At 70.6% G+C, this 15,147-nt stretch carries 12 protein-coding genes; all 12 read left to right on the top strand.

The annotated features are described in order from the left end of the window. The first annotated feature begins 5 nt into the window (after positions 1–5). The 12 genes from ABTY98_RS27595 to ABTY98_RS27540 all read left to right on the top strand — a co-directional run bounded on the left by ABTY98_RS27595 (position 6) and on the right by ABTY98_RS27540 (position 15,026). Positions 6–1,292 carry a dihydroorotase gene (locus tag ABTY98_RS27595; RefSeq protein ID WP_352223697.1) on the top strand — a complete coding sequence of 429 codons (1,287 nt, stop codon included), beginning with the start codon at positions 6–8 and terminating at the stop codon, positions 1,290–1,292. Continuing rightward, positions 1,289–1,858, top strand: a complete 570-nt coding sequence (locus ABTY98_RS27590; protein ID WP_352223696.1) for a PH-like domain-containing protein — start codon at positions 1,289–1,291, stop codon at positions 1,856–1,858. The genes ABTY98_RS27595 and ABTY98_RS27590 overlap by 4 nt, the downstream gene beginning before the upstream one ends. Further along, positions 1,855–3,006: a glutamine-hydrolyzing carbamoyl-phosphate synthase small subunit gene (gene carA, locus ABTY98_RS27585; protein WP_352223695.1), complete on the top strand. Its 1,152-nt coding sequence runs from the start codon at positions 1,855–1,857 to the stop codon at positions 3,004–3,006. The genes ABTY98_RS27590 and carA overlap by 4 nt, the downstream gene beginning before the upstream one ends. Next, on the top strand, positions 2,999–6,310 hold the full coding sequence (gene carB / locus ABTY98_RS27580; RefSeq protein WP_352223694.1) for a carbamoyl-phosphate synthase large subunit: 3,312 nt from the start codon (positions 2,999–3,001) through the stop codon (positions 6,308–6,310). Before carA ends, carB begins: the two co-directional genes overlap by 8 nt. Positions 6,311–6,440: 130 nt before the next feature. Continuing rightward, positions 6,441–7,547 carry a quinone-dependent dihydroorotate dehydrogenase gene (locus tag ABTY98_RS27575; RefSeq protein ID WP_352223693.1) on the top strand — a complete coding sequence of 369 codons (1,107 nt, stop codon included), beginning with the start codon at positions 6,441–6,443 and terminating at the stop codon, positions 7,545–7,547. Then, on the top strand, positions 7,544–8,389 hold the full coding sequence (pyrF, locus tag ABTY98_RS27570) for an orotidine-5'-phosphate decarboxylase (RefSeq protein WP_352223692.1): 846 nt from the start codon (positions 7,544–7,546) through the stop codon (positions 8,387–8,389). The genes ABTY98_RS27575 and pyrF overlap by 4 nt, the downstream gene beginning before the upstream one ends. Positions 8,390–8,667: 278 nt before the next feature. After that, positions 8,668–8,991 (top strand): integration host factor, encoded by a 324-nt coding sequence (locus ABTY98_RS27565; protein ID WP_003977346.1) that lies wholly within the window; start codon positions 8,668–8,670, stop codon positions 8,989–8,991. Between the two features lie 60 nt (positions 8,992–9,051). After that, positions 9,052–9,645 carry a guanylate kinase gene (gene gmk, locus ABTY98_RS27560; RefSeq protein ID WP_352223691.1) on the top strand — a complete coding sequence of 198 codons (594 nt, stop codon included), beginning with the start codon at positions 9,052–9,054 and terminating at the stop codon, positions 9,643–9,645. A 51-nt stretch (positions 9,646–9,696) separates the two neighbouring features. Next, positions 9,697–9,969 carry a DNA-directed RNA polymerase subunit omega gene (gene rpoZ, locus ABTY98_RS27555; RefSeq protein ID WP_003982715.1) on the top strand — a complete coding sequence of 91 codons (273 nt, stop codon included), beginning with the start codon at positions 9,697–9,699 and terminating at the stop codon, positions 9,967–9,969. A 98-nt stretch (positions 9,970–10,067) separates the two neighbouring features. After that, positions 10,068–11,273, top strand: a complete 1,206-nt coding sequence (gene coaBC, locus ABTY98_RS27550; RefSeq protein WP_352223690.1) for a bifunctional phosphopantothenoylcysteine decarboxylase/phosphopantothenate--cysteine ligase CoaBC — start codon at positions 10,068–10,070, stop codon at positions 11,271–11,273. 238 nt (positions 11,274–11,511) lie between these two features. Then, complete coding sequence (gene metK, locus ABTY98_RS27545) at positions 11,512–12,735, top strand: methionine adenosyltransferase (protein ID WP_352223689.1); 1,224 nt, start codon at positions 11,512–11,514, stop codon at positions 12,733–12,735. Between the two features lie 143 nt (positions 12,736–12,878). After that, positions 12,879–15,026 (top strand): primosomal protein N', encoded by a 2,148-nt coding sequence (locus ABTY98_RS27540; protein ID WP_352223688.1) that lies wholly within the window; start codon positions 12,879–12,881, stop codon positions 15,024–15,026. Positions 15,027–15,147 lie beyond the last annotated feature (121 nt).

Here is a 15,147-nt window from a genome sequence, read left to right as displayed (position 1 = left end):
GACCCATGAGCAAGATCCTTATCCGTGGTGCGAAGGTGCTCGGCGGGGAGCCGCAGGACGTCCTGATCGACGGTCCGGTCATCGAGGCGGTCGGCAACGGGCTCTCGGAAGAGGGCGCAGAGGTCGTGGAGGCCGCCGGCAAGGTGCTGCTGCCGGGTCTGGTCGACCTCCACACCCACCTGCGTGAGCCGGGCCGTGAGGACTCCGAGACCGTGCTGACCGGCACCCGCGCGGCTGCCTCCGGCGGCTACACGGCCGTGTTCGCCATGGCCAACACCTTCCCGGTAGCCGACACCGCCGGTGTGGTCGAGCAGGTCTACCGACTCGGCCAGGAGCACGGCTACTGCGACGTCCAGCCCATCGGCGCCGTGACCGTCGGCCTGGAGGGCAGGAAACTCGCCGAACTGGGGGCCATGCACGAGTCGGCCGCCGGGGTCACCGTCTTCTCCGACGACGGCAAGTGCGTCGACGACGCCGTGATCATGCGCCGCGCGCTGGAGTACGTGAAAGCCTTCGGCGGGGTCGTCGCCCAGCACGCCCAGGAGCCGCGGCTGACCGAGGGCGCCCAGATGAACGAGGGTGTCGTCTCGGCGGAACTGGGGCTGGGCGGCTGGCCGGCCGTCGCCGAGGAGTCGATCATCGCGCGCGATGTGCTGCTCGCCGAGCACGTCGGCTCCCGCGTCCACATCTGCCATCTCTCGACCGCCGGCTCGGTCGAGATCGTGCGCTGGGCCAAGTCCCGGGGCATCGACGTCACCGCCGAGGTCACCCCGCACCACCTGCTCCTCACCGACGAACTGGTGCGGTCGTACAACCCGGTCTACAAGGTCAACCCGCCGCTGCGCACCGAACGCGATGTCATGGCCCTGCGCGAGGCCCTCGCCGACGGCACGATCGACATCGTCGCCACCGACCACGCCCCGCACCCGCACGAGGACAAGGACTGCGAGTGGGCCGCGGCCGCCATGGGGATGGTGGGCCTTGAGACCGCGTTGTCAGTGGTACAGGAGACCATGGTGGACACGGGCCTGCTGACCTGGGCCGGCGTTGCCGACCGGATGTCCGTCAAGCCCGCGCAGATCGGACAGGCCACCGGACACGGCCGTCCCGTCTCGGCAGGTGAGCCCGCCAACCTCGCCCTTGTCGACACGGAATACCGTGGCCTGGTGGACCCCGCGGGCTTCGCCTCGCGCAGCCGCAACACCCCTTACGAGGGACGCGAGCTGCCGGGCCGTGTCACCCACACGTGGCTGCGGGGCAAGGCGACGCTCGTGGACGGGAAGCTGACGTGACACCTCTGATCCTGCTGGCCGACGAGAAGAAGTCGGCCGCGGTCACCGACTGGTCCGCCCGTATCGGCTGGCTCGTCGGCCTCGCCCTGTTCGTCGCGCTCGTCTACTGGCTGATGCGCGAGGGCTGGAAATGGCGCGGCACCCTCCAGGGCGACCTCCCGGAGCTGCCCAGCGCGCCGGACGACCTCGGCGAAGCGAAACTGACGATGAGCGGCCGCTACCACGGCTCCACCACCGCCGGGCAGTGGCTGGACCGCATCGTGGCCCGCGGCCTCGGCTCCCGCAGCCGGGTCGAGCTCACCCTGACCGACGCGGGCCTGGACGTCGTACGCCCCGGGGCGACCGACTTCTTCATCCCCGCCGCTGCGCTCCGCGAGGCCCTTCTCGGCAAGGGCATCGCGGGCAAGGTCCTCACCGAGGGCGGACTGCTCGTGGTGACCTGGGCGCACGGCGACCGGCTGATCGACTCCGGATTCCGCTCCGACCACGCGGCCGAGCACCCCGAGTGGGTCGACGCCATCAACTCCATGATCAAGACACCCAGCACGGAAGGCGCCGAACGATGACGACCTCCACCAGGGGAACCGCTTTTCAGAAGGCGCTTCCCGCCGTACTCGTCCTGGAGGACGGCCGGATCTTTCGCGGCCGCGCCTACGGGGCCGTGGGGGAGACCTTCGGCGAGGCCGTGTTCTCCACCGGTATGACCGGCTACCAGGAGACCCTGACCGACCCGTCGTACGACCGCCAGATCGTGGTCGCCACCGCCCCGCAGATCGGCAACACGGGGTGGAACGACGAGGACGACGAGTCGGGCCGCATCTGGGTCTCGGGCTACGTCGTGCGCGACCCCGCGCGCGTGCCCTCCAACTGGCGCGCCACGCGGTCCCTTGACGAGGAGCTGGTCGCCCAGGGCGTGGTCGGCGTCTCCGGGATCGACACCCGGGCCCTCACCCGCCATCTCCGTGAGCGCGGCTCGATGCGCTCCGGCATCTTCTCGGGCGAGGCGATCGCCGCCGATTCCGAGCTCCTCGCGCGCGTGCAGGCCCAGCCGCACATGAAGGGCACGAGCCTCTACGAGGAGGTCGCGACCAAGGAGGCCTACGTCGTCCCGGCGGTCGGCGAGAAGCGGTTCACCGTCGCCGCGATCGACCTCGGCATCAAGGGCATGACCCCGCAGCGGATGGCCGAGCGCGGCATCGAGGTCCATGTGCTGCCGGCCACGGCCACCGAGGACGACGTCTACGCCGTCGGCCCCGACGGCGTGTTCTTCTCCAACGGACCCGGCGACCCGGCCACGGCCGACGGCCCGGTGGCCCTGATGGCCACCGTCCTGGAGCGGAAGACCCCGCTGTTCGGCATCTGCTTCGGCAACCAGATCCTCGGACGCGCGCTCGGCTTCGGCACCTACAAGCTGAAGTACGGCCATCGGGGTATCAACCAGCCGGTCCAGGACCGTACGACCGGCAAGGTCGAGGTCACCGCGCACAACCACGGTTTCGCCGTGGACGCCCCGCTCGACCAGGTCAGTGAGACCAAGTTCGGCCGCGCCGAGGTCTCGCACGTCTGCCTGAACGACGATGTCGTGGAGGGGCTGCAGCTGCTCGACCAGCCGGCCTTCTCCGTCCAGTACCACCCCGAAGCGGCAGCCGGCCCGCACGACGCCGCCTACCTGTTCGACCGCTTCGTTTCCCTGATGGAGGGCCAGCGTGCCTAAGCGCACCGATATCCAGTCCGTCCTGGTCATCGGCTCCGGCCCGATCGTCATCGGCCAGGCCGCCGAGTTCGACTACTCCGGCACCCAGGCCTGCCGTGTGCTGCGGGCTGAGGGGCTGCGGGTGATCCTGGTCAACTCCAACCCGGCGACGATCATGACCGACCCGGAGATCGCCGACGCGACCTATGTCGAGCCGATCACCCCGGAGTTCGTCGAGAAGATCATCGCGAAGGAGCGTCCCGACGCCCTGCTGCCCACCCTGGGCGGGCAGACCGCGCTGAACACCGCGATCTCGCTGGACGCGAACGGCGTCCTCGCCAAGTACGGTGTCGAGCTGATCGGCGCGAATGTGGCCGCGATCCACAAGGGCGAGGACCGCGACCAGTTCAAGGACGTCGTGGCCGAGGTCCGCCGCAAGATCGGGCACGGCGAGTCCGCGCGCTCCGTGATCTGCCACACCATGGACGAGGTCCTCGCCGGTGTCGACACCCTCGGCGGCGGCTATCCGGTGGTGGTGCGACCCTCCTTCACCATGGGCGGCGCCGGTTCCGGCTTCGCGCACGACGAGGAGGAACTGCGCCGGATCGCCGGGCAGGGCCTGACGCTCTCTCCCACCACCGAGGTGCTCCTGGAGGAGTCGATCCTGGGCTGGAAGGAGTACGAGCTGGAGCTGATGCGCGACAAGCACGACAACGTCGTGGTCGTCTGCTCCATCGAGAACTTCGACCCGATGGGCGTGCACACCGGTGACTCGATCACGGTGGCCCCGGCGATGACGCTGACCGACCGCGAGTACCAGATCCTGCGGGACATCGGCATCGCCGTCATCCGCGAGGTCGGTGTGGACACGGGTGGCTGCAACATCCAGTTCGCGGTGAACCCGGAGGACGGCCGGGTCATCGTGATCGAGATGAACCCACGTGTGTCACGGTCCTCGGCGCTGGCCTCCAAGGCGACCGGCTTCCCGATCGCGAAGATCGCCGCGAAGCTGGCCGTCGGCTACACGCTCGACGAGATTCCCAACGACATCACGCAGGAGACCCCGGCCTCCTTCGAGCCCACGCTCGACTATGTGGTCGTCAAGGCGCCGCGGTTCGCGTTCGAGAAGTTCCCGCAGGCCGACTCCACGCTGACCACCACCATGAAGTCGGTCGGTGAGGCCATGGCCATCGGCCGTAACTTCCCCGAGGCTTTCCAGAAGGCGCTGCGCTCGCTGGAGAAGAAGGGCAGCCAGTTCACGTTCACCGGCGAGCCCGGCGACAAGAAGGCGCTGCTGCACGAGGCGGTGCGGCCCACCGACGGCCGGATCAACACGGTCATGCAGGCCATCCGCGCGGGCGCCACGCCCGAGGAGGTCTTCGCGTTCACGAAGATCGACCCGTGGTTCGTGGACCAGCTGTTCCTGATCAAGGAGATCGCCGACGAACTGGCGGCCGCCGCCGAACTCACCCCCGGCCTGCTGGCCGAGGCCAAGCGGCACGGCTTCTCCGACCAGCAGATCGGCGAGATCCGCGGCCTGCGCGAGGACGTCGTCCGCGAGGTCCGGCACGCGCTGGGGGTGCGCCCGGTCTACAAGACGGTCGACACCTGCGCGGCCGAGTTCGCCGCGAAGACGCCGTACTTCTACTCCTCCTACGACGAGGAGACGGAGGTGGCGTCCCGCGAGAAGCCCGCGGTGATCATCCTGGGGTCGGGCCCGAACCGGATCGGCCAGGGCATCGAGTTCGACTACTCGTGTGTGCACGCGTCCTTCGCGCTGTCGGACGCCGGGTACGAGACGGTGATGGTCAACTGCAACCCGGAGACCGTCTCCACCGACTACGACACCTCCGACCGGCTGTACTTCGAGCCGCTCACCCTGGAGGACGTGCTGGAGATCGTCCACGCCGAGCAGCAGGCCGGCCCCATCGCGGGCGTGGTGGTGCAGCTGGGCGGCCAGACCCCGCTGGGTCTGGCGCAGGCGCTCAAGGACAACGGGGTGCCGGTCGTCGGCACCCCGCCCGAGGCGATCCACGCGGCCGAGGACCGGGGCGCCTTCGGGCGGGTGCTTGCGGAGGCGGGCCTGCCGGCGCCCAAGCACGGCACGGCGACCACCTTCGCCGAGGCCAAGGCCATCGCCGACGAGATCGGCTACCCGGTCCTCGTCCGCCCCTCGTACGTCCTGGGCGGCCGCGGCATGGAGATCGTCTACGACGAGACCCGGCTGGCCGCCTACATCGCCGAGTCGACCGAGATCAGCCCCACCCGGCCGGTCCTGGTCGACCGGTTCCTGGACGACGCGATCGAGATCGACGTCGACGCCCTCTACGACGGCGAGGAGCTCTACCTCGGCGGCGTCATGGAACACATCGAGGAGGCCGGCATCCACTCCGGCGACTCCGCGTGCGCGCTGCCCCCGATCACCCTCGGCGGCTTCGACATCAAGCGGCTGCGGGCGTCCACGGAGGCCATCGCGCGCGGGGTGGGGGTCCGCGGTCTGATCAACATCCAGTTCGCGATGGCCGGGGACATCCTCTACGTCCTCGAAGCCAACCCCCGCGCCTCCCGCACCGTCCCCTTCACCTCGAAGGCGACCGCGGTGCCGCTGGCCAAGGCCGCCGCCCGGATCTCCCTGGGCGCCACCGTCGCCGAACTGCGCGCCGAGGGACTGCTGCCGGCCCGCGGTGACGGCGGCGAACTGCCCTTCGACGCGCCGATCTCCGTGAAGGAGGCGGTCATGCCGTGGTCGCGTTTCCGGGACATCCAGGGCCGGGGCGTCGACACCGTGCTCGGCCCGGAGATGCGCTCCACCGGCGAGGTCATGGGCATCGACTCCGTCTTCGGCACCGCCTACGCCAAGTCCCAGGCCGGCGCGTACGGGCCGCTGCCGACCAAGGGCCGCGCGTTCATCTCGGTCGCCAACCGCGACAAGCGCTCGATGATCTTCCCGGCGCGGGAACTGGTCGCCCACGGCTTCGAACTGCTCGCCACCTCCGGCACGGCCGAGGTGCTCAAGCGCAACGGCATCAACGCCACGGTGGTGCGCAAGCAGTCCGACGGCATCGGGCCGAACGGCGAGCGCACGATCGTCCAGCTCATCCACGACGGCGAGGTCGACCTCATCGTCAACACCCCGTACGGCACGGGGGGTCGCCTGGACGGGTACGAGATCCGGACGGCCGCGGTGGCGCGGTCGGTGCCGTGCCTGACGACGGTTCAGGCGCTGGCGGCGGCCGTGCAGGGGATCGACGCGCTGAACCACGGGGACGTGGGTGTGCGGTCGCTCCAGGAGCACGCGGAACGCCTGACCGCGGCGAGGGGCTAGAAGCCCGTAGTGAGGATGCGGACCGGTTCTGGCTGGTCGCGCAGTTCCCCGCGCCTCTGACGGGGCGCGTTGCCCAGCTGTCTATGAAGGGGGGCACCGGTGACGGTGTCCCCCTCCGCATGAGGACTCCATGTACAAGATCTTCTTCAATCTCGTTTTCAAGCGGATGGACCCGGAACAGGCCCACTACCTGGCCTTCCGTTGGATCCGCGTGGCCGTTCGCATCCCGGTGCTGCGCACCTTCGTCGCGGCCGCCCTGGCGCCCCGCCACAAGGAACTGCGCACCGAGGCCTTCGGGCTGCGGATGCACGGGCCCTTCGGGCTGGCCGCCGGGTTCGACAAGAACGCCGTCGCGATCGACGGTATGTCGATGCTCGGGTTCGACCACGTCGAGATCGGCACGGTCACCGGCGAGGCGCAGCCCGGCAATCCCAAGAAGCGGCTGTTCCGGCTGGTCGCCGACCGGGCGCTGATCAACCGGATGGGATTCAACAACGACGGATCGCTCACCGTCGCCGCCCGGCTCGCCTCCCGTGAGCCCGTCTTCAAGACCGTCGTGGGCGTCAACATCGGCAAGACCAAGGCCGTACCGGAGGCCGAGTCGGTCGGCGACTACGTGAAGTCCGCCGAGCGGCTCGCGCGGTACGCCGACTACCTGGTCGTGAACGTGTCATCCCCGAACACGCCGGGACTGCGCGACCTCCAGGCCGTCGATCATCTGCGTCCGCTCCTGACGGCCGTTCGCGAGGCCGCCGACCGCGTGGTGGCGAACCGCCGGGTGCCGCTGCTGGTGAAGATCGCGCCGGACCTCGCCGACGAGGACGTCGACGCCGTCGCCGACCTGGCCGTCGAGCTGGGCCTTGACGGGATCATCGCGACGAACACCACCATCGCGCGCGAGGGTCTCGGGCTACGCTCCGGCCACGAGCTGGTGAAGGAGACCGGGGGGCTCTCCGGGGCCCCTCTGAAGGCGCGGTCCCTGGAAGTGCTGCGGCGGCTGTACGCGCGCGTGGGCGACCGGATCACCCTGGTCGGCGTCGGCGGCATCGAGAACGCCGAGGACGCCTGGCAGCGCATCCTGGCCGGTGCCACGCTGGTCCAGGGCTACAGCGCCTTCGTCTACGAGGGACCCTTCTGGGGCCGCGCCATCCACAAGGGCCTCGCGGCGCGCCTGCGCACCAGTCCGTACGCCACGCTCGCCGACGCGGTGGGCGCCGATGTGAGGAAGACCGTATGAGCCCGTTGGAGCCCTTCGGCGCACGGCTGCGCCGTGTGATGGACGAGCGCGGTCCGCTGTGCGTCGGTATCGACCCGCACGCCTCGCTGCTCTCCGAGTGGGGTCTGAACGACGACGTGGCAGGGCTTGAGCGGTTCAGCCGGACCGTGGTGGAGGCGGTGGCCGACCGGGTCGCGGTCATGAAGCCGCAGAGCGCGTTCTTCGAGCGGTTCGGCTCGCGCGGGGTGGCCGTCCTGGAAAGGGTGGTGCAGGAGGCGCGCGCGGCCGGAACCCTGGTCGTCATGGACGCCAAGCGCGGCGACATCGGCTCCACCATGGCCGGGTACGCGGAGGCCTACCTGAGCAAGGACGCGCCGCTGTTCTCGGACGCCCTGACCGTCTCGCCCTATCTCGGCTACGGCTCGCTCAGCCCGGCCGTGGCGCTGGCCCGGGAGAGCGGAGCCGGCTTGTTCGTGCTGGCGCTGACCTCGAACCCGGAGGGCCCCGAGGTGCAGCACGCGGTGCGTTCCGACGGCCGGACGGTCGGCGCGACCATGCTGGCCCACCTGGCCGCCGAGAACACGGGGGAGGAGCCGCTGGGCTCCTTCGGCGCCGTCGTCGGCGCGACGGTCGGCGACCTGTCGTCGTACGACCTCGACATCAACGGTCCGCTGCTCGCGCCCGGCGTCGGAGCCCAGGGGGCGACCGCCGCCGACCTTCCCACGGTCTTCGGGGCCGCAGTGCGCAATGTCGTTCCAAACGTGAGCCGAGGTGTTTTGCGTCACGGTCCCGACGCCGGAGCGCTTCGGGCGGCCGCGGAGCGGTTCGCGGGTGAGATCCGGGACGTCCTCGCAGGTGGATGAGTCCTCCGATGAGTGATCCTGGAGCGCTTCGGCGAGCGCTCCGGCGACGGGTTCAGCGTGAATACATCCTCAAATCCTGGGCAGTATGTCTGAAATGTCTGGCCTCACGGAGGCTGACCAGGACTTTTCCGCTGTTCTCGCTGACTCTGGCGGACTTGCCCGCTAGTCTCCGAGCAGAGTGAACGGGCAAGCGTGTTGCTCGTAGCTCCCCAGGTGTGGGGCGACTAGGTTCCTCACCGGTCCGTATCCGACAGTTCGACATCCGAGGTGACGTAGGCGTGGCTCTTCCGCCCCTTACCCCTGAACAGCGCGCAGCCGCGCTCGAAAAGGCCGCCGCGGCTCGCCGGGAGCGGGCCGAGGTCAAGAATCGACTCAAGCACTCCGGCGCCTCTCTCCATGAGGTCATCAAGCAGGGCCAGGAAAACGACGTCATCGGCAAGATGAAGGTCTCCGCCCTGCTCGAGTCCCTGCCGGGCGTGGGCAAGGTCCGCGCCAAGCAGATCATGGAGCGACTCGGGATCTCCGAGAGCCGGCGGGTGCGTGGCCTCGGTTCCAACCAGATCGCGTCCCTGGAGCGCGAGTTCGGCAGCACCGGCTCCTGATCACCGGGCGGTCCGGGACAGTCGTCCCGGGCAACCTGCGATTGCTGGAATAATCGCTGCATGGCTGCAACATTCCGGGGGACGACCCCCGAGCCCCCGGACGTACGTCCGCGGCTGACCGTGCTCTCCGGCCCCTCCGGGGTCGGCAAGAGCACGGTCGTCGCCCATATGCGCAAGGAGCACCCCGAGGTCTGGCTCTCGGTGTCGGCGACCACCCGCAGGCCCCGCCCGGGCGAGAAGCACGGAGTGCACTATTTCTTCGTCTCCGACGAGGAGATGGACAAGCTCATCGCCAACGGCGAGCTCCTGGAGTGGGCCGAATTCGCCGGCAACCGCTACGGCACCCCGCGACAGGCGGTGCTGGAGCACCTGGAGTCCGGGGTGCCGGTGCTGCTGGAGATCGATCTCCAGGGCGCCCGGCAGGTCCGCGAGTCCATGCCGGAGGGTCGGCTGGTGTTCCTGGCCCCTCCCTCCTGGGAGGAGCTGGTGCGCAGGCTCACCGGACGGGGCACCGAGCCGCCCGAGGTGATCGAGCGCCGTCTGGACGCGGCCAAGATCGAGCTGGCGGCGGAGCCGGAGTTCGACGAGACACTGGTCAACACCTCCGTCGAGGACGTGGCGCGCGAGCTGCTAGCCTTGATGGACGTTGTGTGATCGTCCCTGATCATTCAGACTGAATCTTTCCCATCCATCGGAAGGCAGAGCGTGTCCTCTTCCATCACCGCGCCCGAGGGCATCATCAACCCTCCGATCGACGAGCTCCTCGAGGCCACCGACTCGAAGTACAGCCTCGTGATCTACGCGGCCAAGCGTGCCCGTCAGATCAACGCGTACTACTCGCAGCTCGGCGAGGGTCTCCTGGAGTACGTCGGTCCGCTCGTCGACACCCACGTCCACGAGAAGCCGCTCTCCATCGCCCTGCGCGAGATCAACGCGGGTCTGCTGACCTCCGAGGCCGTCGAAGGCCCGGCGCAGTAGTACTTTCAGATTGCGGTTGACTTATCCACAGGCCCGGCAGTCATGCTGCCGGGCCTGTGGTGTGTGATGGAGTCGTGGATTCAACGAGTGGAGGCCCGGTGGACAAGCCGAAGGTCGTGCTGGGGGTCAGCGGTGGCATCGCCGCGTACAAGGCCTGCGAGCTGCTGAGAAGGTTCACCGAGTCGGGCCACGACGTCCGGGTCGTGCCCACCGCCTCCGCGCTGCACTTCGTCGGCGCCGCCACCTGGTCCGCCCTCTCCGGTAACCCCGTCTCCACCGAGGTCTGGGACCACGTCGAAGAGGTCCCCCATGTCCGGATCGGCCAGCACGCCGACCTGGTCGTGGTCGCCCCCGCCACCGCCGACATGCTCGCCAAGGCGGCCCACGGCCTCGCCGACGACCTGCTCACCAACACCCTCCTCACGGCCCGCTGCCCGGTCGTCTTCGCTCCCGCGATGCACACCGAGATGTGGGAGCACCCGGCCACCCAGGAGAACGTGGCCACGCTGCGCCGCCGCGGCGCCGTCGTCATCGAACCGGCGGTCGGCCGCCTCACCGGGGTCGACACCGGCAAGGGCCGCTTCCCCGACCCGGTGGAGATCTTCGAGGACTGCCGTCGCATCCTCGTGCGGGGAGGGCGGGAGCCCGACCTTACGGGGCGTCATGTCGTCATCTCCGCCGGCGGTACCCGAGAGCCCCTCGACCCCGTCCGCTTCCTCGGTAACCGCTCCTCCGGCAAGCAGGGCTACGCCCTCGCCCGCACGGCTGCCGCGCGGGGCGCCCGGGTGACGCTGGTCGCGGCCAACACCACCGGTCTGCCCGACCCGGCCGGCGTGGACGTCGTCCCGGTCGGTACGGCCGTACAGCTTCGGGAGGCGGTGCTCAAGGCGGCCGCCGACGCCGACGCCGTGGTCATGGCCGCCGCCGTCGCCGACTTCCGCCCCGCGGTCTACGCGGCCGGGAAGATCAAGAAGAAGGACGGCCAGGATCCCGAGCCGATCGTACTGGTGCGGAATCCGGACATCCTCGCGGAGATCTCGGCCGACCGGGCGCGGCCCGGACAGGTGATCGTCGGCTTCGCTGCCGAGACCGACGACGTCCTCGCCAACGGCCGGACCAAGCTGGCGCGCAAGGGCTGCGACCTGCTCGTGGTGAACGAGGTGGGGGAGCGCAAGACCTTCGGTTCCGAGGAGAACGAGGCCGTGGTGCTCGGTGCCGACGGCAGTGAGACGCCTGTGCCGCACGGGCCCAAGGAGGCTCTCGCCGACATCGTGTGGGATCTGGTGGCGGCCCGATTGGGTTGACTTTTTTCAGCCATTCGTCAACTTTTCCGGACGTCACATCGGGGTGTGGGGCTCTGTTCAACGCCGCCGCCCATTGGGCAGAATGCCTGTGCCGCAGGTCACAGCACTCCCGAGTGGCGAGACAGGTGGGCCGACGGCAAGGTACGACCGATAAACTGTTCTCGGACGATGCCGGGCGCAGCTCCCCGTGTCGTCCGCCAATGATCAGCCAGCAGCCGCTGCAACCCCAGGGAGCGTTGTGTCCCGTCGCCTGTTCACCTCGGAGTCCGTGACCGAGGGTCACCCCGACAAGATCGCTGACCAGATCAGCGACACCATTCTCGACGCGCTTCTGCGCGAGGACCCGACCTCCCGGGTCGCCGTCGAGACGCTGATCACCACCGGTCTGGTGCACGTGGCCGGCGAGGTCACGACCAAGACGTACGCGGACATCGCGACGCTGGTCCGCCACAAGATCCTCGAGATCGGCTACGACTCTTCGAAGAAGGGCTTCGACGGCGCGTCCTGCGGCGTCTCGGTCTCGATCGGCGCGCAGTCCCCGGACATCGCACAGGGCGTGGACACCGCTTACGAGTCCCGGGTCGAGGGTGCCGCCGCAGGTGACGACCTCGACGAGCTCGACAAGCAGGGCGCCGGCGACCAGGGGCTGATGTTCGGCTACGCCTCCGACGAGACGCCGACCCTCATGCCGCTGCCGATCTTCCTGGCGCACCGCCTGTCCAAGCGCCTGTCCGAGGTCCGCAAGAACGGCACCATCCCCTACCTGCGCCCGGACGGCAAGACGCAGGTCACCATCGAGTACGACGGCGACAAGGCCGTCCGCCTCGACACGGTCGTCGTCTCCAGCCAGCACGCCTCGGACATCGACCTGGAGTCGCTGCTCGCCCCCGACATCCGCGAGTTCGTCGTGGAGCCCGAGCTGAAGGCCCTGCTGGACGAGGGCATCAAGCTCGACACCGAGGGCTACCGCCTCCTGGTCAACCCGACCGGCCGCTTCGAGATCGGTGGCCCGATGGGGGACGCGGGTCTGACGGGCCGCAAGATCATCATCGACACCTACGGCGGTATGGCCCGCCACGGTGGCGGCGCCTTCTCCGGCAAGGACCCGTCCAAGGTCGACCGTTCCGCCGCCTACGCCATGCGCTGGGTCGCCAAGAACGTGGTCGCGGCCGGCCTGGCCTCCCGCTGCGAGGTCCAGGTGGCCTACGCGATCGGCAAGGCCGAGCCCGTCGGTCTGTTCGTGGAGACCTTCGGCACCGCCAAGATCGACGCCGAGAAGATCGAGAAGGCGATCGACGAGGTCTTCGACCTGCGTCCGGCCGCGATCATCCGCGACCTCGACCTGCTCCGCCCGATCTACGCGCAGACCGCCGCGTACGGCCACTTCGGCCGCGAGCTCCCCGAGTTCACCTGGGAGAAGACGGACCGCGTGGACGCCCTGCGCAAGGCCGCGGGCCTCTGACCCGCAGACGCGACTGACCTCGGCTCCTGTGATCACCGCCCGGTTGTCACAGGAGCCGAGGCCGTTCCGGGCCGGTTGGCAGGGCAGGGAGACGAATCTTCGCGGCACGGCCGTTGTCGGTGGCGTTTGGTAGGAATGCAAGCGTGAGCAGCGAGAACGGGCAGGGGGGCGGCGGCGCCGAAGGGGCGCCGCCGGAGCAGCTCGCGCTCATCCGGGAGAGCGTGCGGGGGGCCAAGGTGCCCCGGGCCAAGCCACGGACCTGGCGGGGGGCCGAGCTGGCGGAGCGACTGCCGGTCGCGCGGGTGCTCGTGGACAAGGGCGTGCTCCACCTGGACCGGTACTTCGACTACGCCGTCCCGGCCGAGCTGGACGCCGACGCCCAGCCGGGGGTGCGGGTGCGGGTGCGGTTCGGAGCCGGTCGGCACCGGGTGCGGGACGGACGCCGCGAGGGCGGGGGGCTCATCGACGGGTTCCTCGTGGAGCGGCTCCCCGAGTCCGACTACCCGGGGCCGCTGGCCGCACTGGCCCAGGTGGTGTCGCCCGAGCCGGTACTGAGCGAGGAACTGCTGCGGCTCGCCCGGGCCGTCGCCGACCGTTACGCGGGGAGCCTCGCGGACGTGTTGCAGCTGGCCGTGCCGCCACGCAGCGCACGGGCCGAGAAGCGGCCCTCGCCCGAACCGCTGCCGCCGCCGAGCCCACCGGACGCCGGTTCCTGGACTCGGTACGAGCACGGGCCCGCCTTCATCGAGGCGCTGGCCTCCGGTGGTGCGCCGCGCGCCGTGTGGAACGCCCTGCCGGGACCCGAGTGGAGCGACGAACTCGCCCGGGCCGTCGCCGCCACGCTCGCCTCGGGACGCGGCGCGCTCGTCGTCGTACCGGACGGGCGGGCCGCCGCACGGGTCGATGCCGCGCTGAGCGATGTCCTCGGGCCGGGCCGGCATGCACTGCTCACCGCCGATGCCGGGCCCGAGAAGCGGTACGGGCAGTGGCTCGCCGTCAGCCGCGGCTCGGTGCGGGCGGTGGTGGGAACGAGGGCCGCCATGTTCGCGCCGGTACGGGACCTCGGGCTCGTCGCCGTCTGGGACGACGGGGACGACAGCCACAGCGAGCAGCACGCCCCGCAGCCGCATGCGAGGGATGTCCTGCTGCTGCGCGCCGCGCTGGACAAGTGCGGCTTTCTGCTGGGGAGCTGGAGCTGCACGGTGGAGGCCGCGCAACTCGTGGAGAACGGCTGGGCGCGGCCCCTGGTCGCCGGGCGGGAACAGGTACGGCGGTCCGCGCCCCTTGTGCGGACGGTGGGCGACGGAGATCTCGCGCGGGATGAGGCCGCGCGGGCCGCGCGGCTGCCGACGCTCGCCTGGCAGGCGGTCCGGGACGGTCTGCGGCACGGACCCGTGCTCGTGCAGGTGCCCCGGCGGGGATACGTGCCGCGCATGGCCTGCGCCCAGTGCCGTGCGCCCGCCCGCTGCCGGCACTGCGCCGGCCCGCTGGAGGCGCGGGACGCGGGAGCGCTGGGCTGTGCGTGGTGCGGGCGCGAGGAGAGCGACTGGCACTGCCCCGAGTGCGGTGGTTTCCGGCTGCGTGCCCAGGTGGTCGGGGCCCGGCGGACCGCCGAGGAGCTGGGGCGGGCGTTTCCCGCCGTACCGGTACGGACCTCGGGGCGGGAGCATGTGCTGGACACCGTGCCGGAGACGCCCGCGCTGGTCGTGAGCACACCGGGCGCCGAGCCGGTCGCCGAGGGCGGCTATGCGGCAGCCCTGCTGCTGGACGGCTGGGCGATGCTCGGGCGGCCGGATCTGCGGGCCGGTGAGGACGCGCTGCGGCGGTGGATCGCGGCCGGGGCGCTGGTGCGGCCGCAGGACGAGGGCGGCACCGTGGTCGTCGTCGCGGAGCCCACGCTGCGGCCCGTGCAGGCGCTGGTGCGCTGGGATCCCGTCGGGCACGCGGTACGGGAACTCGCCGAGCGGGCCGAGCTGGGGTTTCCGCCGGTGTCGCGGATGGCGGCGGTGTCGGGGCCGGCGGAGGCAGTCGCGGAGTTCCTCGCTACGGCCGAACTGCCGCCGGACGCGGAGGTGTTGGGGCCGGTGCCGGTGCCCGTGGTGCGGGCCGGGGCGCCTCGGCGGGCGGGGGCGCCGCCGCCCGGTGAGCACTGGGAGCGGGCGTTGGTACGGGTGCCGCCCGGGAGCGGTGCCGCGCTGGCGGCCGCGCTGAAGACGGCTCAGGCCGCGCGGATGGCGCGGGGGGGTGCGGAGCCCGTACGGGTCCGGGTCGATCCGCCGGACATCGGCTGAGGGCGAGACGACGGGAGGCGGGGGAGCGGGCGGCCGGGCAGACGGCTGCCCGCCCGGGCGCTTGCCGGGAGGGCAGAGGGCGGGCGGGGCAGCCCCTTGAGGTCAGCCGTTGTCCTGGTCA

This window comes from Streptomyces sp. NPDC096040, assembly GCF_040303265.1.
Taxonomy (GTDB): Bacteria; Actinomycetota; Actinomycetes; order Streptomycetales; family Streptomycetaceae; genus Streptomyces.
This window is presented reverse-complemented; position numbering and strand designations above follow the sequence as displayed.